The sequence below is a fragment of the Paenibacillus sp. MT124 genome, assembly GCF_058792755.1.
Genome location: NZ_CM179500.1, coordinates 4,592,170 through 4,613,255, shown reverse-complemented (window position 1 = coordinate 4,613,255; position 21,086 = coordinate 4,592,170). Strand labels below are relative to the sequence as shown.

The window sequence follows — 21,086 nt, the reverse complement described above, 5'->3', positions numbered from 1 at the left end:
CTATATGTCCGAACCTAAAAAGCTTGTTCAATCGTTAAGAATAGCATGGACAACTTTGACATACAAGTAAGAGTGGGGGGAGGAGAAACATGGATACATTGTGGCTGTTGACTGAAATTCTAATGATCAATCTGGTTTTGAGTGGAGATAATGCGGTAGTCATCGCGCTTGCGAGTAAGGATTTGCCGGAGAAGCAGCGTAAGCAAGCGGTATGGTGGGGGGCTTTTGGTGCAGTTGTACTAAGGTGTGTGCTAACTTTTGCAGCGGTGTTAATGCTAGGAATTCCTTTTATACAGGCTGCGGGCGGGATATTACTGTTCTGGATTGCCGTGAAGCTGCTGCTTCAAAACGAAGACGAAGTACATATTCGGGAAGCTTCTACGACCTGGAAAGCGGTTCAGACCATTTTGATTGCCGATTTTGTAATGAGTCTGGACAATGTGCTTGCCATAGCGGCATTAGCCGATGGAGACTTGGCACTTATCGTCATCGGAATAGCCATCAGCATTCCCATTGTGGTGTGGGGAAGCGGCTTAATTGTCGGTTTGTTGAAACGATTCCCGATTCTGGTATTCGCGGGCTCCGGGATCCTGGCATTCACGGCAGGTGAAATGGTGATGAGTGACCCGAAGCTGGGTCAGTGGCTTGGCAGCTTGACAGCGGAAGCACATACGCTGCTACCTGTGGCGATGGCTGGTCTGGTCATAGCGGTTGGAGGAGCCCACAAGTTTGTCAGACGAAATGCATAATTTTGTTCTGGGTATGCACGGAAAAAATAGAGTGAAGAGACAACCGTCTGCCGAGGGCGGTTTTTTTGTTGAATTGAATCGTCTCATGTAGTGAATATTGAGGAACAAGCGACGGATTCATACTCTTAGGGTAATACATAAAAAGAGCAGCGACGAAATGCGACATCAAGTATAGTTTTTTGCAAAAACATGGGCTACACTAGAGGCAGGTCTACAAAAGCTGGTCATCATGAAACGGCGAATTCGTTGAAGCTTATAACCTACATAGCCTAATTGATATAAGAGGTGATTGCAGATGAAGATGAGAAATGAACGAGCGATCGGCATATTTATCGTGGCAGCAGGTATCATTATTTTGCTTGGCAAGCTTGGGGTATTTGGCTTTATTGGACGCCATTTCTGGCCTTTGCTTCTATTGCTGCCGGGAATTGCCCTACACGCCCTGTACTATGCAAGAGTTACTCCTACGTGGTCACTTGTTCCCGCAGGGATATTAACGGTGTATGGTATCTTGTTCGGTATTACGAACACATGGGGCGGAGGGTTGATGAGCAGCCTCTGGCCGGCATTCTTGCTGGGGATTGCTGCCGGCTTACTCGAGTATGGACTTGCTGAACGCTATAAACCCGAGTTTGTGCTGCCTGCAGCATGGGGCATCGGTGCGTTGTCCATTGTCTTATTCGGATTCACCCTGCTTCATACCGGAATTATTTATGTGCTGGCGATCCTTTTGATTTTGGGCGGAGTCTGGTTGCTGCTTGGACGCGGGCGCGGGAGGAAGGGCTGGTAACATTGCCCGACCTTGCTCCAAGCGAAATATCTTGATTTTTAGCTATGATCAACTATAATATAAGGGATAAAGACATGCGTCGGGATATCACCGACGCTTATTTTGGGTGAGTAGCCTGCAGAAATGCGGGAAGTTTAGTAGATAAGAATTGAAATTGGAAAGGATATGGATACAAACCATGCATTCAAGAGAACACATTCGCAATATTGCGATTATTGCCCACGTCGACCACGGGAAAACAACGCTAGTCGACAAGTTGCTCCAGCAATCCGGTACTTTCCGTGATCACGAAACGGTACAGGAGCGCGCAATGGACTCCAACGATTTGGAGCGTGAACGCGGTATTACGATTTTGGCCAAAAACACGGCTATAACTTATAAAGATTACCTGATCAACATTGTAGATACACCAGGACACGCCGACTTCGGTGGTGAAGTAGAACGGATCATGAAAATGGTTGACGGTGTATTGCTCGTTGTCGATGCTTATGAGGGCTGTATGCCACAAACGAAGTTCGTACTTCGTAAAGCACTGGAGCACAACCTGACTCCAATCGTTATTGTAAACAAAATTGACCGTCCAGCGGCTCGTCCGGCTGAGGTTATTGATGAAGTACTTGACCTGTTTATCGAACTGGGTGCCAGCGATGAGCAGCTTGAATTCCCTGTCGTATATGCTTCCGCATTGAACGGAACATCCAGCATGGAAGACGACCCTGCCAAACAAGATGACAACATGATGGCGATCTACGATACCATCGTAAGTCATATCCCTCATCCAACAGAGAACGTTGAAGAGCCACTGCAATTCCTCGTTACGCTGATGGACTATAATGAATATCTCGGACGTATCGCTATCGGTCGTGTAAACCGCGGTGTGATTCGTCAAGGCCAATCCGTTACGGTTATTATGCGTGATGGCAAAAGTAAAACAGCTCGTATCGAGAAACTGTTTGGTTTCCAAGGTCTGAAACGTGTTGAGACAGAGGAAGCTGGCGCAGGTGACATCGTTGCGATCGCGGGTATTAAGGATATCAACATCGGTGAAACGATTGCTGACCCGAACAACCCTGAAGCTTTGCCGGTTCTGAAAATTGACGAGCCAACACTGCAAATGACATTCCTCGTAAACAACAGTCCATTCGCAGGCCGTGAAGGTAAATGGGTAACTTCCCGTAAACTGCGTGAGCGTTTGTTGAAGGAATTGGAAACGGACGTATCCCTTCGTGTTGAAGAAACAGAGAGCCCAGATGCATTTATCGTATCCGGACGTGGTGAGCTTCACCTCGGTATCCTGATTGAAAATATGCGTCGTGAAGGATATGAGCTTCAAGTATCCAAACCGGAAGTTATCGTCAAAGAAATTGATGGTAAGAAAATGGAACCTCTTGAGCGCTTGTTGATTGATATCCCTGAAGAAAGCATGGGTTCCGTCATGGAAAGCCTGGGTGCACGTAAAGCAGAGATGGTTAACATGGTCAACACGGGTAGCGGACAAGTACGTCTGGAGTTCCTGATTCCTGCACGTGGTCTGATTGGATACAGCACCAACTTCTTGACATTGACTCGTGGTTATGGCGTAATGAACCATGCATTTGACAGCTACGCTCCAGTCGTATCCGGTCAAGTGGGTGGACGTCACCAAGGTGTACTGATCTCAACTGAAACGGGTACATCTACGTTCTATGGAATGATGGGTGTTGAGGATCGTGGTACGCTCTTCCTTGAGCCAGGAACAGAAATTTACGAAGGTATGATCGTTGGGGAGCATACGCGTGACAATGATATCGTTGTCAACATCTGCAAAGAAAAACAACTGACTAACGTTCGTTCTTCTGGTAAAGATGACACAGTTAAAATTAAAACGCCGATTATCTTCTCGTTGGAACAGGCGCTTGAATATCTGAATGAAGATGAATATTGTGAGATTACACCGAAATCTATTCGTCTTCGTAAGAAGATCCTGAACAAATCCGAGCGTGAGCGTGCAGAAAAACAACGCAAAATGGCTCAAAATAACGCTTAATCATTAACTAACAAAAAATAGTATGTATAAGTTAACGTTTGATGGGCCCGGTAAGTAATGAAAGCTTGTGGAGCTAAAGTAGTGTAGGGATCAGAATCGATTCTGAAGAAGCGAAGCGTTCGCGTTTATCCCCGGATTTTACCATTGTGTAAATGGATTAAAAAAATCTGGGGATAACAGCGATTGGAAGAACGATCTGAAACCGAAACGGTCACAATAGCACGTACTGGCTCTCTAAGCTGCTAGGGTACTCCAGCAACCGGTTTACTTATACAAGCATGAACAACGAAAGGAGCTGACTGTGCATGCAAGCATGGTTCGCATCACACCCGATCGTAGCCTACATCGTCATCTTTGTGCTGATTACTTACGTATATAATAAGGTGTTTCGGGTACGTCAGAAATTGCCACTTGTTAAGGAAATCTTTCTTTATCTATTGATGGCGATGGGCACATTCATGCTTCTTATTTTTCAGATCGATAAGCTCCCAATTATTCAATGTTTGCTGGTAGCCGTCGGTTTGATGCTGTTAGTGCGAGTGCGCTATTTCATCGAAGGTCGTCAAAAGAAAAAGGCGGAAGCTGCCGCCAGAAATTTATAAAATCTGTCTCTGTACAGTCCATCCGTTTTCCTTCGGGAAAGCGGTTGTCTTTTATTTGGACCAAAACAGATGTGATAAAGGTGTTGAAGATATGAACTCGAATTCGAACGGACTGCCTCCGCGTAGACAGGCACCAGCCAAATCCGGAGCTTCAGGGTCTAACAACAGTAAAGGTAAGCCACCAAAAAAGAAAAAGCGGGTGCGCACATTTGCCAAATTCGTTTTGAGCCTTTTGGTGATTGCCATCATTGTAGGTGGGGGATACCTCTACTGGGTATACAATCAGGTGGCGGACACCGGCATTGATAAACCAGTGCCTCCAGGGATGTCGGCCAAGACTAAGCCCATTACCATGCTGCTGTTGGGTACAGATAACCGTCCTGAAACCGGAACGTATCTGTCCGATGTTGTTATGGTAGCAGCCATGAACCCGGATACCAAAACGGCCACAATTGTTTCCTTGCCGCGTGATACGCGGATAGAACTTGAAGGGTACAAGGCAAATAAACTGAACTCATACTATCCTAAGTTTAAAGCCCAGGAGAAGACCTCAGGTAAGAATGCTGAGGATCAGATGAAAGAAATGATGGGCAAGTATTTTGACGTCGATATCAATTACACAACGGTGCTTAACTTCCAGGCATTCCGCGATGCCGTTGATGCCGTGGGTGGTGTGGATGTGACGGTCGACAAAAATATGTGTTACCGGGATACGGCCGACAATACAGATATTAATCTGGTTGCGGGTGATCAGCATCTGGACGGCAAGCAAGCACTCGATTTTGTACGCTACCGCAAATCCAACTGTGATCCCAAAACGGATGAATCCAATGACTTTGACCGTAACAAGCGTCAAAACCAGGTACTGAATTCCATGCTGGATCAGATGAAGTCACTTGGTGGTGTGACGAAGATTAGCAAAGTCATTGGTGCGATTGATGACAATATGACAACCGACGTGGAATCCGAGCAGATGAAAAACTTTATTGCTACGTATTGGAACATTTCCAAATCGGATGTGCACTATACGCCTGTAACCGGGGACTGGAGAAGCCCTTATGTTTATGTGAATGAGACGGAGCTGGCCAATGCGAAGCAAGCCTTGCAGGACACGCTCTCAGGCAAAGTAACAGCTACTCCGGCGGCAGAGTAGCTGGGGGATTGGAAGCAAGTTTCCGGGTGTGTTATAATAACATCATTCATAGTATCAAGAATTGCATAAAGAAGGTTAGGGAGGGCTGGTTTAATGTCCGAAGCCGTCACACAATTGACTGAATCTCTTTTGCAGCAATTCAAGAACGAAACGTTTGTACTCCTGAATACGGTAGACATTGAATCTGGAGGCCCGACATCCACCGCAATCTCCTGGATCTATGCGGAGAATGCGTCCACGCTTCGGGTCGCTTTGGATCATCGTTCACGTCTTGTGAACAATATGAAACAAAATCCGTTGATTACCGTTACGGTATTTGGAGAAGAAACGGTTTATGCCATCAATGGACGTGCTTCTGTTCGACAGGACCCATTGCAGGATGTACCCTTTAATATGTGCTGTTTCGACATCTCCATTGAAGCGGTCAGAAATGCCCTGTTTTATGGAGCCCAGCTATCTTCTATGCCTCAATATGTCAAAATATACGATCAGCGTGCTGCTGAGAAATTAGATGAGCAGGTTTTTGCTGCCATGAAAAAAGCCTAGTGAGAAATCACTGGGCTTTTTGTTGCTTTTTGTCGGTGGTATGCTGCTGCATTTGCTGCTCTTCAGGAGCCTGCTCAACTGGGTTTTGACGGACCTTGACGTCTTTCGGGAGCTGTGGAATAATTCGTCCCACCATATCAGCGAGTTCAGAAGCAAATCCGGATATGGGGTGTCCTTGGCGGATATGCTCACCAATCTCCCTGATTCGTTCGGTAACATCCGCATCAGCGGTAACAATCGAATCAACACCTTCTGGATCTTTGCGCAAAGCTTCTGCAACAGAATATTTAATTGTTCCTACACGAGCACGTTCCAGTTCGCCATCTACGTCAATGCCAACGACCGCTGTATTTCCGAGAATGACGCAATTGGCGTCTTTGACACCTTCCACTTGCTTGGCAAGTGCCTTGAGATGGGTGATTCGATTTTCATTGGTCATGCGGCCTGTCTGGTTATCATCAGCAACGTTCAGTTCATGAACTTCACCCGTATTCTCATTGAAACGGTCAAGGCGTGAAGGATTCATTCGGTCATCCTCTGTGAAGAGCATATGGGATCCGTTTTGTTGATCTTGCCGTGTTGTAACATTCCCTCCGTACCCCCTCGCATGAGTTCCTTGCTGCTCTTGAGAGGCATTGCGTGTAGTGTTGTTGCAGCCTGTAAGTATAAAGATCAGAAGCAGCGTACAAACCCAATATCTCATAAATGTTCATCCTTTCTTGGAGTTTTTCAGAATGTTGCAATTATTTTGTCCGAGACGAATACATTTATGTATGGGAGCATGATTGTCCATGCCGCTGCTGAAAGATCACACGATCACAGATGAACTTGGGAATGGGAAAAAAGGACTGCTTGTGCATGGAAAACCTATGATCTAATCCGGCATTCCCGAGTTCACGTTCCAAACCATGCCTTTAACGACGCCGCTTTGGAGGGGATTGAATGAAAAAGATTTTTGTATTGGATACCAACGTGCTTCTGCATGACCCCAATGCCATTTTTGCCTTTGAGGAACATGAGGTAATCATTCCCGCGGTTGTACTGGAGGAAATTGACTCCAAAAAAAGAAATGCTGATGAGATTGGCCGCAATGCCCGAAATGTTTCGAGATTGCTTGATGGTCTGCGTGAACTGGGTCACCTGCACAGTGGAGTTCCTCTCGCCAATGGAGGTAACCTGAAGGTCGAATTGAATCATCGCAGTTTTGTAAGGGTACAAGAAATGTTCGGTGAAATCACCAATGATAACCGAATCCTGGCGGTTGCGCTAAATTATCAAATTGAAGAAAATGAGAAAGAGGTTGTGGAACGGCAGGTTGTGTTGGTAAGCAAGGATGTACTTGTACGTATCAAAGCAGATGTACTCGGTCTGTTCACTCAAGATTACTTGTCCGATCGGACTGCAGGGCTCAGTGAACTATATCCAGGCTATACAGCCTTGAAAGTTCACCCGTCGGTAATCGATGAGTTTTACACATATCGTTTTCTGCCAATTAAACCATTGCAGTTGTCCTATAAGCTGTATCCTAATGAATTTGTGATTCTTAAGGATGAAATGGGTACCAACAAATCAGCGCTGCTAAAGGTAAACACGGAGGGAACCAAACTTGAGCCGCTGTTCCTAAGCAATGATAACGTATGGGGGATTAGTGCTCGAAATGCTCAGCAGCGTATGGCGCTGGAATTACTTCTGAATGACGATATACCACTCGTGACCATTACGGGCAAAGCAGGCACAGGTAAAACCTTACTGGCTCTCGCTGCAGGTCTTCTTAAGGTGGAGGATGATCATAAGTATAAAAAGTTATTGATTGCGAGGCCAGTGGTTCCCATGGGGAAGGATATCGGTTATCTACCAGGGGAAAAGGAAGAGAAGCTGAGACCGTGGATGCAGCCTATATATGATAATCTAGAGTTTTTGTTCGATACAAAAAAGGCTGGAGATATCGATAAAATTTTGATGGGTCTAGGCAGTATACAGGTGGAAGCATTAACGTATATTCGCGGACGCTCCATACCTGGTCAATTTATTATTGTGGATGAAGCCCAGAACCTATCACGTCATGAAGTAAAAACCATCGTTTCGCGTGTAGGTGAAGGCAGTAAAATCATACTGATGGGTGACCCTGAGCAAATCGATCATCCGTATCTGGATTCCGCGAGCAATGGTCTGACCTATGTTGTGGAACGATTCAAACAAGAGGGCATTAGTGGACATATTATGCTTGAAAAAGGGGAGCGTTCCAAACTGGCTCAATTGGCGGCGGATTTGTTATAAGTTTAAGCGGATATATTTCCCGGGAAAATATAAAAAAAGATCGGCTCATTGGAGCCGGTCTTTTTTTTGCTGAAATATTTAAAAAGAGTTATTGCACAGACCTATGTATTCTCTTAGTATGCAAAATCTCAAAAATATGTTTTTTGGCAGGATAGGACAGGAGTACTACTTTTTTGTTACAATAAATTTTACAGGAAAAATATAGGGAGCGAGGAGGAGAGTTAATGAAGCGTAGACATCAGGTTGTTTTATTTGCAGTGCTGCTGCTTTCATTGACGATCCTGTCTCCAAGCTTTGATTTTAGAGGAGTACAACAGAACCAGGATCAAGATCAGGAGAATGATGCCTTTCCTAATGCTGTAACCCGTAGTGAGAATCAACAGGCGCCGGTTGAAATTGTCGTTTCGATGTCTGAAAGTGAGTTTCAGGTGTTCTCGGCAATCGCAAAACAAGTTGCTGCCGCGCGGGTGGTGAACATCAATCTACGGAATCTGCCCTCGGATACATATAAGAAGGTACTGGATAACGAGCTTGCTGTAGGGGACAGCGGGGATGTAATCCTGCTTAATAGTGAGGAAATTCAGGGTTACGCCAAAAGAGGGCATCTGTACCCTTTAAATGCAACAACATTGTCGAAGGCGCTTGGTGACTCGGTATCTCCATTACGGGAGAAGACAGAGTGGAATGGTTATCAATGGGGAATGCCATTTGATTTCGACCCTTACGTCCTTGCATCACGGTCTAAATCTCTTGCTGATGCTGGCTTGGAACGTTTACCACAAAACCTGGATGAGTGGACGAGGGTTATTAGTCAAATGGAGAATAAGAGCCAGAAGTTACTTGCGATCAACATTGATGATGCTTCCGCTGCAGATGCTTGGTTAAATGAGTTTGGGTCTGGAGTCGCTCCGAGTAAGTTGAAAACGTCAACAGAGTCGCATACAGCTGGGGAATATGAACAGGTGCTGCAGGTGCTTAACCGAGTTCAACCTTATATTCAGGCCCAAAATACCGACCCGGATTTTGCTGATAAAGACATGCAGGAAGAAGCGTTAATGGTGGTGACACCTTTTTCCCAACTGGTGAACAATGATCTGGCAACTGAAGATCGTCTAACGAATCGGATTATGTTTAAACCCCTTGCACCTGTAACATCCAGAAGTTTCGTAATTACGTCGGGTTCACATGAAGCAGAGCAGGCCAGTCGATGGATTGAGGGCATGACCTCCAATTCCGTGCAATCAGACTGGTACCAGCAAGCTCATCATTTGCCTGGTCAACAGCAGCAATTGAACACAGCGTCCCAAAAGCTCTCAGTCGAAGGGCAAATAATGAGTGGTAATGGTCAGGAATGGTTTATGTCCAAAACATCTGAAACCCCTGTGATGGATAACCCAGAGCTGGTATTACAATATAATAAGAAAGTTCAACAGTTTCTTCAGGGAGAGGTTTCTGCGAATCAGTATGTGAATGACATTTTAAAAATGCAGCAATCATCAAAATGATATGGCGAGTTTAACTTCAAGTACCCCTTTACTTGTCGATACATCTGTAGCTTTCACGAAGGACAGAATTTTCTGCGGGTAGAAACCAAGATCAAATTCCTTTTCAAGCATACGTCTTGTCGTATCAGGTAGTTCCAATTGGTTGAAAACAAGCTTATCTACATGAAAACGGATCGAATTCTGAGGTTCATTTTCTACCGTATAATGACCCTCAATACTGAGCTGTAACTGATCACGCTGTCCGGAGGCTGTAATTCGGTCGTCAAACTGAAAGGCAAAATCCTCGAAGATCGGGTTCTGTTCACGCAGGAATTGATTCAGATCGTCTTGTCCAATTTGAATGGTATAGGCTGTTCCGGTTGTGGAAATTCCGCCATTCTGTTCTTGTATAAACTGAGGGAGATTTTGCATGGCTGCTGCTAGTGCTCTGAAATAACGTTTGACCTCATAAATGCCAACATTTTCCCAATAAATCGTCAATTCCTCCATTAACTTCTGAATGGCTGCCGGGTTCCCACTTGCCGAAACTTGTCCGTCTACTTCCTTCTGCAATGCAACCACACGCTCTCGCTGTCTTACCAAATTAGTCTTTAGTTCGTCCAGCTCAGCCGTGGTCTGACTTATTTTCGTTGAAGTTTCCTGCATGCTGCGATAACGGTCCTGATATTTGCTTAGCACTGCCTGATCTCTGCCAATAATAATTTGGTAGTAGTCAAATAAGATAAACAAGTCTTTGAACGATCTTGCCCCCAGGACCGTCATGAGAAGGCTGTCTCGTTCTCCGGTGTAATACGACCTTACTACAGCGCCTGCCCGATCTTGCTGAATATGTATTTGATCTTCCTGTTCCTGGAGCTGAACATTCAATTCTTCCTGCTGTTGATTGAGTTCCTTCTGCCTTACGGCAATACGTTCAATTTCGTGATCGATTTCCACGATGGACAGACTTTTCTGCAAAATTTCACGTGTTTCCTCAGGTGAAGGTTCACCATAGGCATATGCCGATGTAGGTTGACCAAATAGTAGTGTGCATAGGATTAGGGCACAAATGCTATATCGACGGTTCACCGTATCATTCTCCTTTCCTTCAAGTACAATATTCATTGTACAGGCTTCTGTCTTCCAGACAATATATGAAATGAAATCTTGAAATATCCTTAGTGGTTACATAACTCTGAAAACAATCCATTAATCAGACAGCCATAAAGGAAAAACAAAAAAGCGAAACGGCTTATGGCCGAATCGCTTTGATGCTGTTGGCGGATTAAAGCGGCAACCCCATTTGGAACACAGTCCAGTAGCTGAACCCTGTGAAAGTAACGATCATATAACCCCAGAAGAGCAATATGTACGTTCTTTCGGTGAATTTTAAATACCCCAAAATGACGAAAAACGCAGTCTGCAGGAAAAAAAGCAAAGCCATCTCGACCAAATCTCCCGCAAAAGCCATCAGGCCAATCGTTAGCGTGAAGAACCCGAGTACCCGAAACATGCGTGCCACGGTTAGTCCTCCTCTCTATGTACGATCATAGATTGTCTACACAACATTATACCGGGAAAGGAAAAAGGTGTAAACAGAATTGGATATGAAAGCGAATTCTTTTTTATCGAATCCGTGAGCAAATAGGTCACCTTTTCCATATGTAAGGTATGAGTGCTCGCAAATATGGACATACATTTTAGTATGAAATCAATTCTATGAACTCTATGAGAGGCATAAGAATGAATGAAGCAGCTTTTATACCTAATTCACAAACCGGGAAACCGGTAATGAGGACGGTTATTTTAGGATGTTGTTAGGAGGGTATTATAGCATGACTGCAGTGAGACAGGATGCTTGGAGTACAGAGGACGATTTGATCTTGGCTGAGGTGACTTTGCGGCATATTCGGGAAGGCAGCACACAACTCGCAGCCTTCGAGGAAGTGGGCGAAAAAATAGGCAGAACATCTGCCGCTTGCGGTTTTCGCTGGAACAGCTGTGTGCGTAAAAAGTATGAGTCTGCCATCAGCAATGCGAAGGCACAGCGTCAAAAGAGAAGTTATCTCCGAAAACAGCCAGCTTTGCTTGGACCACAGGTTGCAGCTCTATCTACGCTTGATACGGAAGAAAACCTGTACAAGGCCGATGGCGTTTCAGAAGACTCCTTATCCATTGATGCAGTAATTCGCTTTTTGCGCCAGTGGAAAGGTAATGTTCAGGAAAATGGGCGTCAACTCAAAATGCTCGAAAAGGAACTTCGTGAAAAAGAAGATGAACTCCATGAGCTTCGTTGTGAGAATGATCGTTTATCCAAACAAGTGAATGAAGTGCAAACCGATTACCGTGTCGTAAATGATGATTACAAGGCATTGATTCAGATCATGGATCGTGCACGCAGGCTTGCCTTTCTGGCTGAAGAAGATGAGGAACTAAAAACTCGTTTCAAAATGGATGCCAACGGCAATCTGGAACGAATTGAATAACGGATCAAGTTTGTAAGAATGACGATATTTGATCAGGCCCGTCACATCTCCGTTACAAACGGCAGGTAAGACGGGTTTTTTGTTTGAATTATTTGTTCTATTATATATAGATGTAATTATTGAGAGTGGAAGAGGGATGTCTCATGGTGATCGACATTGTAGGAGCTGGCTCACTTGGTCTTTTATATGGAGGAAAGCTTCAGGCTGGAGGTTATTCTGTGCGGTTTTGGACAAGGACGCCTGAACAAGCGGAAGAACTGCGTGTACGCGGACTAACGATTACAGAGCAAGGGAAGAAGACTAAGTTGCTTCCTCAACATATTCAGGCCTATCCAATAACCGAATGGTCTGCTCACTGGCATGATCAACCTAGTGATTGGCTTCTCCTCATGGTTAAGCAGACAAGTATAGATGATGTTATTCATATCATGGAGACGATGAAAGATTATATCCTTAACATTGTCTGCTTCCAGAACGGGATGGGTCATATAGAGAAGATACAAGCAGCCCTGCCGTTGTCCAGCATATACCGGGCAGTAACTACAGAAGGTGCCAAGAGGGTGCAGTATGGGGTCATACGGGCTGGTGAGGGACAAACCTGGTTTGGTAGAGATGTACATACGAAAGAAGTAGAGAAAGACACCTCAAGGAATCTGGAAGAAGTTCGGTTGGAGGCACTATTGCAGCAGGCAGGATTTAACTGTACAGCGTCGAATCAAATCGATAAGCTGATATACAGGAAGCTTCTGATCAATGCTGTCATTAATCCACTCACTGCGATATGGAGAATACCCAATGGAGAATTGCTTCAGAATGATTATCGCTTAAAGGTCATGCGTCGTTTATATGATGAAGCTTTAGCCATTTACAAGGCGAGCGATATTATGCTGGGTACCGACATGTGGGAGGAAATTCTATCCGTTTGTCGATCGACGGCTTCGAATACATCCTCGATGCTCGCAGATGTTATGCAAGGACGGCGTACCGAAGTGGAATCCATCAGTGGGCAAATGGTACAACTGGCGCGTCGGTGTGGGTTGACTGCTCCACAGCATGAATTAATGCTTCATCTGATCGAAGGAATTAGGCCGGAAGGAGTGAGTTAATGGGTTTTTTTATTGTGCTGAGCATACTACCGTTTTTTCCGTTTCTTATTGTGTACTGGGTCATGTATGGGTGGAAAAAGGATAAACGAGCTTCACTTCGCACAGCAATGGATGTCACCACGGTTTTTCTGATTTTCTCGGTTTCGGCGTTATTCAACTTAACATTTGATTCGAATTTTGGATTTTATTTAACCATGATACTCATACTAATTGCACTTGGATTGATTGGAGGGGCTCAAAATAGGTTGAAAGGAAAGGTCGATGGGGGTCGAATGTTCCGGGCCGTTTGGCGCATGGCCTTTGTAATGATGAGTTTTGGGTATGTCTCGTTTACTATATTTGGCTTATTTAGATACTTAATGAAACAGATGTAAGGTTACATAACGCAAAACGGCCAAAAAATGTGTCGATTTTGTCGAAAACTGAAAAAAACATTACTTTCTGAAAAAGTAATGTAGATTTTTTTGACCGGTGGTTGTATAATCTATAAACATAAACCACATCAATTTAGGGGGAAAGTGTTAGATGAAAAGGAAAAGTCTATTAGTCCTTTTGACGCTGATTCTGGCGTTCGGTACCGTACTTGCAGCGTGCGGATCGAAAAATGAAGGCACAACAAGTAACACGGGAACTGGCTCTGCAGGCGAGGGAAGCGGCCTCGCAAAAGATCAAGTGCTGAAAATTAACCTGACAGCTGAACCTCCTACGTTGGACCCGGCTCAGGCAAAAGACAGCCAAACCAACACTGTTCTGAAATTCTTGTATGAAGGTCTTGTACGCATCGACGAGAATGGTAAAGAAGCACCAGGCGTTGCGAAAGACTGGACAATTTCCGAAGATGGTTTGAAATATGTGTTCAACCTGAATCCGGATGCGAAATGGAGCAACGGTGATGCAATCACTGCTGAAGACTTCGTTCGTTCTTGGGAACGTGCTTTGAAACCGGAAACGGCTTCCCCGTACGCTTACCAATTGTACTACATCAAAGGCGCTGAAGGTTACAACCTCAGCAAAGACGAAACATACAAAGGTACTAAAATCACAGATTTCTCCCAAGTGGGTGTAAAAGCTACTGATGAGCACACACTCGAAGTAACGTTGGAAAACCCAACACCTTACTTCTTGGGTCTGACTGCATTCTACACGTACTACCCAGTACACCAATCTGCTGACACAAACGATAAATTCTTCACAGACTACAAAAACATGATCGTTAACGGACCATTTGTAATGGATCAATACGCTAAAGGTCAAAAAATCGTAGTTAAGAAAAACGAAGGCTACCACGCAGCTTCTGACATCAAATTGTCTGAAATCAACATGTCCCTGACAAGCAGCAGTGCTTCCGAGCTGCAAGCTTACAAGTCTGGACAACTGGATTACACTGGTGCACCTAACGGTGAAATTCCAACCGACCAAATTCCTTCTGTAAAAGCGGAATTGCCGGATGAATTCAAAGCAACTGGTATTGCAAGTACGTACTACTACCAGTTCAACGTTAATGAAGCTCCATTCAACAATGCTAAAATCCGTAAAGCTTTCGCAATGTCGATCGAGCGTCAATTGATCGTTGACAAAGTTACACAAGGTGGACAAGTTCCAGCTTACGGCTTTGTACCTCCAGGTATCCGCGGTGAAAACGGCGAATTCCGTGATGAGCACAAAGACGACTACTTCACTGAAAATGTTGAAGAAGCTAAAAAATTGCTTGCTGAAGGTATGAAAGAAGAAGGCTACACAACTTTGCCAGCTGTTACATTGATCTACAACACTAGTGATGCTCACGCGAAAATCGCGCTTGCTGTAGCTGACATGTGGAAGAAAAACCTTGGTGTTGACGTGAAAACGGAAAACCAAGAGTGGGGCGTATTCCTTGAGAACCGTCAAAACCAAAACTTCCAAGTAGCTCGTGCAGGCTGGTCTGCAGACTACAACGATCCGTACAACTTCTTGGAAATGTGGACTACTGGAAACACAAACAATGATTCCAAATTCAGCAACGAACAGTACGACAAAGATGTTAAAGACACTGTAAAATCTGCTGATCCAGCTGCACGTATGGCTGCATTTGCTGATGCTGAGAAAATCCTGATTCAAGATGAAATGGGCGTAATGCCGATTTACTACTACACTAACGTATCTTTGACTAAGCCTTACCTGAAAGGCGTACAACTTGATTTCAGTGGAGCAATTGACTTCACTCGTGCATATCTGGAAGAGAAATAAGTTGTTCTGAAGTCTATATGATTACTTCGGGATATATATGTGGAATTCCATATATATCCCGATTTTTTTGTATGTGCACCGATTTTCCTTATAATTCTTGAAATTTCCGATAAATGGATTGGACTTTATTCATGTCTAATTCTACAATCGATTTGTATACAAAATATTGTTTTTGGAGGTGTGCAAGGGTTGGTTAAGTACGTGCTGAAAAAATTGCTATTTATGCTGCTATCGCTTTTCATACTCGCATCAGCAACCTTCTTCCTGATGAAGGCCATTCCGGGTGACCCTTTTACATCCGAGAAAAAAGTATCGCCTGAAATTCGGGCACTACTGGAAGAGAAGTATGGGCTGGACAAACCGATGTATGAACAATACCTGAAGTATATGGGTGGAATTCTCAAAGGTGATTTTGGTGTTTCGATGAAATATCTGAATCAAGAAGTAACCGACATGATCACTCAAACGTTTACAGCATCTCTGAAACTGGGGATCTTCGCTATTGTGATCTCTGTCGTTGTTGGGGTTTTGCTAGGACTTATCGCTGCGGTTTACCATCGTAAGCTGATAGATGATGTCACGATGATCCTCGCGGTAATTGGTATCGCGGTACCGAGCTTCTTGCTCGCATCCCTGCTTCAATACGTTTTCGCCTTCAAACTGGGTTGGTTTAACGTTATGGGATTCGACGGACCGCTTGACTATGTACTTCCGGTTGCGGCATTGTCTGCATCCCCGATTGCCTTTATCGCACGTTTGACGCGTTCCAGCATGCTCGAAGTACTGCACGCGGATTACATCAAGACAGCAAAAGCCAAAGGTCTGAAATGGCCTGCAATCATGTTTAAACACGTTATTCGTAACGGTATTCTTCCCGTTGTAACTTATGTAGGTCCGATGACAGCTAACATCATCACGGGTTCCGTCGTTATTGAGCAAATCTTTAACATCGGGGGAATTGGTAAAGTATTCGTAGAGAGTATTACGAACCGGGATTATACAATGATCATGGGGATTACGATTTTCTATGGTATCCTCCTGATGTTGGCACGTTTCCTTACAGATATCGCATATGTGCTGATTGATCCTAGAATTAAGCTGGAAAGCCGGAAGGGGGCATAACGTTGTCTGGCACGAACAATAACAATAAAGAAACGGCGAACACTGCCCTGGATAGTCAGGCAGCGGTGAAATCGCAAGAAAGTGTATCGTTATGGAAAGACGCCATGTACAGACTTGCAACCAACAAGGCCGCGATGATCAGTTTGGGCATTCTGGTTCTTGTTGTCATTTTCTCTTTGATTGGTCCAACTTCGTTATTCACAAGTTATAATTATTATTCTAATGATTTGCTTAATGCCAATGCAGCGCCAAGTGCGGAGCACTGGTTCGGAACGGACGAGCTCGGTCGTGACGTATGGGTAAGAACCTGGGTAGGTGCACGTGTATCCCTTACTGTAGGTCTGGCCGCTGCCTTGATTGACCTTGTCATCGGGGTAATCTACGGAGCGATTATGGGCTTCTACGGTGGACGTGTTGATGGTATCATGAACAAGTTCTCCGAGATTCTCTATTCCCTGCCTTACATGCTCGTTGTAATCTTGTTGCTCGTTGTTTTGGAACCAAGTCTTACGACGATCATCATTGCCCTTACGATCACAGGCTGGATCAGCATGTCCTGGATTGTACGTGGTGAGATTATGCAATTGAAAAACAGAGACTTTATTCTTGCAGCGCGGTCTATGGGCGCAAGCACAGGACGTCAATTGTTCCGCCACTTGCTGCCGAATGCAGTAGGACCAATTCTCGTAACGCTGACTCTATCTATTCCAAATGCCATCTTTGCTGAAGCGTTCTTGAGCTTCCTCGGATTGGGTGTATCTGCACCGAAATCTTCCCTGGGTTCGATGATCAATGACGCATTGACAGGCTGGACGCTGTATCCTTGGCGGATGTGGTTCCCTGCAGGTCTGATGGTACTTACAATGCTTGCATTTAACTTGCTCGGAGACGGTCTGCGTGACGCACTCGATCCGAAATTACGTAAATAGAAATAGGAGGTGGGATTATGGAGCCAATCTTAACAGTCAAAGACCTAAGCGTGTCATTTACAACACGTTCTGGTGAATTTGATGCCGTTAAAAATGTGAGTTTTGAACTTGGCAAAGGAGAGACGCTGGGGATTGTTGGTGAATCCGGTAGTGGTAAGAGTGTTACCGCCCAAACCATCATGAAGTTGATTCCCTCCCCGCCTTCGAAGGTCAAAAGTGGAGAGATTACTTTTCACGGGCAGAGCCTGCTTGGAAAAACAGATAAACAAATGGAAGCTATCCGCGGTAAAGATATCGGGATGATCTTCCAGGATCCAATGACTTCATTGAATCCTACAATTAAAGTCGGTAAACAAATTACCGAAGTGCTTCGCAAACACCAAAACATGTCCAAAAAAGAAGCGGAGAAACGCGCTCTGGAAATGTTGGAGCTCGTGGGTATCAAAAATGCGGCAATTCGCATGAATCACTACCCACACCAATTTTCCGGTGGTATGCGTCAGCGTGCAATGATCGCCATTGCCCTGGCATGTCGTCCATCCCTTCTGATTGCGGATGAGCCGACAACTGCACTCGACGTAACGATTCAGGCACAAATCCTGGACGTTATGAAAGATATGCAGCAAAAGCTGGGAACTTCCATCATGCTCATTACCCATGACCTTGGTGTAGTAGCCGGTATGTGTGATCGGGTTGTCGTTATGAAGGAAGGCGAAGTTGTGGAGACGGGAACGACAGCTGAGATTTTCAGCAATCCTAAGCATCCATATACGATCAAATTGTTGAACGCCTTGCCTCGTTTGGACGAGCCTAAGAAAGAAAAACCGACTCCGGTTGGTATTATCAAAGGTGCCAACAAGCCGCTAGTTGAAGTGAAGAACCTGAAACAATACTTCAATTTGGGTAAAGGAAACATTCTCAAAGCGGTTAATGATGTCAGCTTTGATATTTTTGAAGGCGAAACCCTCGGGGTTGTAGGTGAATCCGGATGTGGTAAATCCACAACAGGACGCACGATTCTTCGCCTTTATGAGCCAACGGGCGGAAATGTAAACTTTAACGGAACGGATATCTATAAGCTATCTCCACGCAAAATGAAAGAAATGCGTAAAGACATGCAGATGATCTTCCAAGATCCATATGCATCACTGAATCCACGTTTCAACGTTATGGATATTATCGGCGAATCACTTGATATTCATGGACTGGCTTCCAGCGGTAAAGAGCGGAAGAAACGTGTAGAGGAGTTGCTGGATCTCGTAGGCTTGAATCCAAGCCACGCGCTTCGTTATCCGCATGAATTCTCCGGTGGTCAAAGACAACGGATTGGTATTGCCCGTGCGCTTGCTGTGGATCCTAAATTCATCATCTGTGACGAGCCTTTGTCTGCACTTGATGTATCCATCCAAGCTCAAGTGGTTAAGTTGCTCGAGGAGCTTCAACAGCGCCTTGGTTTGACTTACCTCTTCATTGCGCATGACTTGTCCATGGTTAAACATATCAGTGACCGCGTTGCTGTTATGTACATGGGTAAAGTAGTTGAGCTGGCAGAGAGTGAAGAACTTTACTCTAACCCGGTTCACCCTTACACCAAAACATTGCTATCTGCTATTCCTGTACCCGATCCGGAAGTGGAAGCAAACAAACGCCGCATTTTGCTGCCGGACGAACAGTCTGGACCAATCCAAAATGGAGCAACGGGTCCTGTAAACGATCCGTATAACCTGGAGAATGCTCAATTGATCGAGATTTCCAAAGGTCACTGGGTTTCCGAACCATACGTATAAGGAATTATTATTCCGTTTGGACTTATTGATGTTATTAAACCGCCGGCTTGTTCGGCGGTTTTTTAATTTTTTAGGTGACTTTCTTTTGACGAAGTGGCCTGTAGTTCGGTACAATCAAGAAAGGCTCTTTGAAGCAGAATAGGAGGCAGACCTCATGAAAGGTATTACCGAGGCACTCCGCAGCGGAACACAACTTGCAGAAGATTACATCTGCTCACGTGATGCTGCGCGGGGCCTTTACGAGTATGACATTCACTGGGAGTCCGGACTTCATGCGCGTGCCGAGTGGCTGGATCAGTCGGAGAACACACGTGTGGATCGCGAGAACCTGGTAGAGTATTTACGTATATATAACAAACGTTTGAATGATCACGAAGCCGTACATCATTCTATCGCACGTTTGGCCGAGAAAGGTACGTTTGTAGTTACTGGTGGGCAGCAGAGCGGCTTGTTGACAGGGCCGTTATTTGTCATCTACAAAGCCGCGAGTGTCGTTGCAGCTGCCCGTGAAGCTGAAGCCAAGCTCCAGCGACCAGTGGTTCCCGTATTTTGGATCGCTGGTGAAGACCATGACTGGGACGAAGTGAATCACACCTATTTGCCCGGTCACAAGGGCGAAATGACCAAGGTCAAGCTGCATGGGCGGTTCGATGGCCGAAATTCGGTGAGCGGGGTCACGATTGAGACGGAACAATGGATGAACGTAATCGAGCAGGTGGAGCATCTTCTGCCGGATACTGTACATAAACCAGGATTAATGGAGATGCTCGTCTCGATCCATCAGTCCAGCTCGAATCTTAGTGATGCCTTTGCGAGAATGGTGTCGGCATTGTTTGGCAGTACTGGACTGGTCCTAATGGATGCTGCGGATTCCGGATTAAGAGAACTGGAACGCCCTGTATTCGAACGATTGATTCGCGAGAATAGTTCATTGCGTGAAGCTTATTTGCAGGGTGCTTCGAAGGTACAGGAAGCGGGCTATCCAATGCCGGCAGAAGTCGCTGAAGACGGAGCAAATTTGTTTTATATCCATGATGAAACCCGGTTGCTCCTGTTCCTGAAGGATGGTTTGTACACGGATCGAAAAGGGCTAGTGTCGTTTACAGAAGAACGATTGCTTCAGGAGCTGAGGGAACATCCCGAGCGATTCAGTAATAATGTACTCACCCGCCCGTTAATGCAGGATTCCGTGCTGCCTGTAGCTGCGGTGATATTGGGACAAGGTGAGATTGCATACTGGGGACTGACCAGAACCGCATTCCGCCAGTTCGGTCTGCAAATGCCCATCTTGCTGCCGAGGTTGTCCTTCACCATTTTGGAGGATGTCCATCACAAGCACATGAATCAGTACCAGCTCTCTTTCCAAGATGTGCAATATCATATGGAAGAAAAAAGAGAGAAGTGGCTCGCAGGACAGGAAACGTTCCAGGTCGAGGAGCAATTTGAGCAAGTCCAGCAATCCTTTGCTGAGCTTTATCGTCCATTGCTTGATCAACTTGCGCAAATTCACGCTGGACTGGATCGGATCGGTGATACGAATCTGAAAAAGATTAACGAACAGATGCAATATCTGCAAAAGCAAACACAGAAGGCGATCGCGGATAAACATGAGGTTGGCCTCAGACATTGGAACGGCATACAGAACTCGCTCTTTCCTATGAACAAACCACAGGAACGAGTGCACAATGCGCTCTACTACTTGAACCGTTATGGAACCAAGTGGATTCAGGAGCTCATTGAGAGCGGACGTGAATTCCGGGGTCAACATCAAGTGATTGAACTGTAACTGTGTGGTTCAGCAGA

Annotated in this window: 19 protein-coding genes; 16 read left to right on the top strand and 3 right to left on the bottom strand. The window is 45.1% G+C overall.

Going from position 1 to position 21,086, the window contains the following annotated elements:
* Window positions 1-89 precede the first annotated feature (89 nt).
* The 6 genes from AC3RCI_RS20870 to AC3RCI_RS20845 all read left to right on the top strand — a co-directional run bounded on the left by AC3RCI_RS20870 (window position 90) and on the right by AC3RCI_RS20845 (window position 5,866).
* Complete coding sequence (locus AC3RCI_RS20870) at window positions 90-749, top strand: TerC family protein (RefSeq protein ID WP_095289923.1); 660 nt, start codon at window positions 90-92, stop codon at window positions 747-749.
* A gap of 295 nt (window positions 750-1,044) precedes the next feature.
* Entirely contained in the window at window positions 1,045-1,539 is a 495-nt protein-coding gene (locus tag AC3RCI_RS20865; protein WP_286456585.1) for a hypothetical protein, read from the top strand.
* A 178-nt stretch (window positions 1,540-1,717) separates the two neighbouring features.
* On the top strand, window positions 1,718-3,565 hold the full coding sequence (gene typA / locus AC3RCI_RS20860) for a translational GTPase TypA (protein ID WP_095289927.1): 1,848 nt from the start codon (window positions 1,718-1,720) through the stop codon (window positions 3,563-3,565).
* Between the two features lie 305 nt (window positions 3,566-3,870).
* The gene (locus AC3RCI_RS20855) at window positions 3,871-4,167 is read left to right on the top strand and encodes a YlaH-like family protein (protein WP_492526200.1); all 297 of its coding nucleotides are present in this window, start codon (window positions 3,871-3,873) and stop codon (window positions 4,165-4,167) included.
* A 91-nt stretch (window positions 4,168-4,258) separates the two neighbouring features.
* Window positions 4,259-5,320: an LCP family protein gene (locus tag AC3RCI_RS20850; RefSeq protein ID WP_154895134.1), complete on the top strand. Its 1,062-nt coding sequence runs from the start codon at window positions 4,259-4,261 to the stop codon at window positions 5,318-5,320.
* Between the two features lie 93 nt (window positions 5,321-5,413).
* On the top strand, window positions 5,414-5,866 hold the full coding sequence (locus AC3RCI_RS20845; RefSeq protein WP_095289932.1) for a pyridoxamine 5'-phosphate oxidase family protein: 453 nt from the start codon (window positions 5,414-5,416) through the stop codon (window positions 5,864-5,866).
* Between the two features lie 7 nt (window positions 5,867-5,873).
* Here the strand turns inward: AC3RCI_RS20845 and AC3RCI_RS20840 are convergent, their stop codons facing one another.
* A complete protein-coding gene (locus tag AC3RCI_RS20840) occupies window positions 5,874-6,569 on the bottom strand; it encodes a YhcN/YlaJ family sporulation lipoprotein (RefSeq protein WP_492526198.1) in 696 nt (231 codons plus the stop codon).
* Window positions 6,570-6,808: 239 nt separating this feature from the next.
* On the opposite strand from AC3RCI_RS20840, the gene AC3RCI_RS20835 reads away from it, so the two are divergent.
* Together AC3RCI_RS20835 and AC3RCI_RS20830 are read left to right on the top strand one after the other, a co-directional pair.
* Entirely contained in the window at window positions 6,809-8,143 is a 1,335-nt protein-coding gene (locus tag AC3RCI_RS20835; RefSeq protein ID WP_095289936.1) for a PhoH family protein, read from the top strand.
* A gap of 224 nt (window positions 8,144-8,367) precedes the next feature.
* On the top strand, window positions 8,368-9,648 hold the full coding sequence (locus AC3RCI_RS20830; RefSeq protein WP_492526196.1) for an ABC transporter substrate-binding protein: 1,281 nt from the start codon (window positions 8,368-8,370) through the stop codon (window positions 9,646-9,648).
* On the opposite strand, the gene AC3RCI_RS20825 is transcribed toward AC3RCI_RS20830, so the two are convergent.
* Both AC3RCI_RS20825 and AC3RCI_RS20820 read right to left on the bottom strand, forming a co-directional pair.
* On the bottom strand, window positions 9,640-10,716 hold the full coding sequence (locus AC3RCI_RS20825; protein ID WP_492526195.1) for a coiled-coil domain-containing protein: 1,077 nt from the start codon (window positions 10,714-10,716) through the stop codon (window positions 9,640-9,642). The genes AC3RCI_RS20830 and AC3RCI_RS20825 overlap by 9 nt on opposite strands.
* 196 nt (window positions 10,717-10,912) lie before the next feature.
* The gene (locus AC3RCI_RS20820) at window positions 10,913-11,149 is read right to left on the bottom strand and encodes a DUF2626 domain-containing protein (RefSeq protein ID WP_095289941.1); all 237 of its coding nucleotides are present in this window, start codon (window positions 11,147-11,149) and stop codon (window positions 10,913-10,915) included.
* A gap of 313 nt (window positions 11,150-11,462) precedes the next feature.
* Between AC3RCI_RS20820 and AC3RCI_RS20815 the strand changes: the two genes are divergently transcribed.
* From AC3RCI_RS20815 to bshC, 8 genes are all read left to right on the top strand, one after another.
* Window positions 11,463-12,113 (top strand): RsfA family transcriptional regulator, encoded by a 651-nt coding sequence (locus AC3RCI_RS20815; protein ID WP_095359469.1) that lies wholly within the window; start codon window positions 11,463-11,465, stop codon window positions 12,111-12,113.
* Window positions 12,114-12,256: 143 nt separating this feature from the next.
* Window positions 12,257-13,219, top strand: coding sequence for a ketopantoate reductase family protein (locus AC3RCI_RS20810; RefSeq protein ID WP_492526193.1), 963 nt, complete (start codon window positions 12,257-12,259; stop codon window positions 13,217-13,219).
* Window positions 13,219-13,593 carry a DUF3397 domain-containing protein gene (locus AC3RCI_RS20805; protein ID WP_492526191.1) on the top strand — a complete coding sequence of 125 codons (375 nt, stop codon included), beginning with the start codon at window positions 13,219-13,221 and terminating at the stop codon, window positions 13,591-13,593. Before AC3RCI_RS20810 ends, AC3RCI_RS20805 begins: the two co-directional genes overlap by 1 nt.
* A 151-nt stretch (window positions 13,594-13,744) precedes the next feature.
* Complete coding sequence (locus tag AC3RCI_RS20800; protein ID WP_336780566.1) at window positions 13,745-15,445, top strand: peptide ABC transporter substrate-binding protein; 1,701 nt, start codon at window positions 13,745-13,747, stop codon at window positions 15,443-15,445.
* Window positions 15,446-15,634: 189 nt separating this feature from the next.
* Window positions 15,635-16,567 carry an ABC transporter permease gene (locus tag AC3RCI_RS20795; RefSeq protein WP_095289949.1) on the top strand — a complete coding sequence of 311 codons (933 nt, stop codon included), beginning with the start codon at window positions 15,635-15,637 and terminating at the stop codon, window positions 16,565-16,567.
* A gap of 47 nt (window positions 16,568-16,614) precedes the next feature.
* Complete coding sequence (locus AC3RCI_RS20790; protein WP_371859956.1) at window positions 16,615-17,496, top strand: ABC transporter permease; 882 nt, start codon at window positions 16,615-16,617, stop codon at window positions 17,494-17,496.
* 17 nt (window positions 17,497-17,513) lie between these two features.
* Window positions 17,514-19,283 carry an ABC transporter ATP-binding protein gene (locus AC3RCI_RS20785; protein ID WP_095289952.1) on the top strand — a complete coding sequence of 590 codons (1,770 nt, stop codon included), beginning with the start codon at window positions 17,514-17,516 and terminating at the stop codon, window positions 19,281-19,283.
* 154 nt (window positions 19,284-19,437) lie between these two features.
* Complete coding sequence (gene bshC / locus AC3RCI_RS20780; RefSeq protein ID WP_492526189.1) at window positions 19,438-21,069, top strand: bacillithiol biosynthesis cysteine-adding enzyme BshC; 1,632 nt, start codon at window positions 19,438-19,440, stop codon at window positions 21,067-21,069.
* Window positions 21,070-21,086: the final 17 nt, after the last annotated feature.

Excerpts from the sequence above, each read along its gene's own strand:
- bshC (WP_492526189.1), top strand. The coding sequence starts at position 19,438 with ATGAAAGGTATTACCGAGGCACTCCGCAGCGGAACACAACTTGCAGAA.
- AC3RCI_RS20815 (WP_095359469.1), top strand. The coding sequence starts at position 11,463 with ATGACTGCAGTGAGACAGGATGCTTGGAGTACAGAGGACGATTTGATC.
- AC3RCI_RS20805 (WP_492526191.1), top strand. The coding sequence starts at position 13,219 with ATGGGTTTTTTTATTGTGCTGAGCATACTACCGTTTTTTCCGTTTCTT.
- AC3RCI_RS20800 (WP_336780566.1), top strand. The coding sequence starts at position 13,745 with ATGAAAAGGAAAAGTCTATTAGTCCTTTTGACGCTGATTCTGGCGTTC.
- AC3RCI_RS20850 (WP_154895134.1), top strand. The coding sequence starts at position 4,259 with ATGAACTCGAATTCGAACGGACTGCCTCCGCGTAGACAGGCACCAGCC.
- AC3RCI_RS20830 (WP_492526196.1), top strand. The coding sequence starts at position 8,368 with ATGAAGCGTAGACATCAGGTTGTTTTATTTGCAGTGCTGCTGCTTTCA.
- AC3RCI_RS20840 (WP_492526198.1), bottom strand. The coding sequence starts at position 6,569 with ATGAGATATTGGGTTTGTACGCTGCTTCTGATCTTTATACTTACAGGC.
- AC3RCI_RS20785 (WP_095289952.1), top strand. The coding sequence starts at position 17,514 with ATGGAGCCAATCTTAACAGTCAAAGACCTAAGCGTGTCATTTACAACA.
- AC3RCI_RS20835 (WP_095289936.1), top strand. The coding sequence starts at position 6,809 with ATGAAAAAGATTTTTGTATTGGATACCAACGTGCTTCTGCATGACCCC.
- AC3RCI_RS20865 (WP_286456585.1), top strand. The coding sequence starts at position 1,045 with ATGAAGATGAGAAATGAACGAGCGATCGGCATATTTATCGTGGCAGCA.
- AC3RCI_RS20870 (WP_095289923.1), top strand. The coding sequence starts at position 90 with ATGGATACATTGTGGCTGTTGACTGAAATTCTAATGATCAATCTGGTT.
- typA (WP_095289927.1), top strand. The coding sequence starts at position 1,718 with ATGCATTCAAGAGAACACATTCGCAATATTGCGATTATTGCCCACGTC.
- AC3RCI_RS20855 (WP_492526200.1), top strand. The coding sequence starts at position 3,871 with ATGCAAGCATGGTTCGCATCACACCCGATCGTAGCCTACATCGTCATC.
- AC3RCI_RS20810 (WP_492526193.1), top strand. The coding sequence starts at position 12,257 with ATGGTGATCGACATTGTAGGAGCTGGCTCACTTGGTCTTTTATATGGA.
- AC3RCI_RS20845 (WP_095289932.1), top strand. The coding sequence starts at position 5,414 with ATGTCCGAAGCCGTCACACAATTGACTGAATCTCTTTTGCAGCAATTC.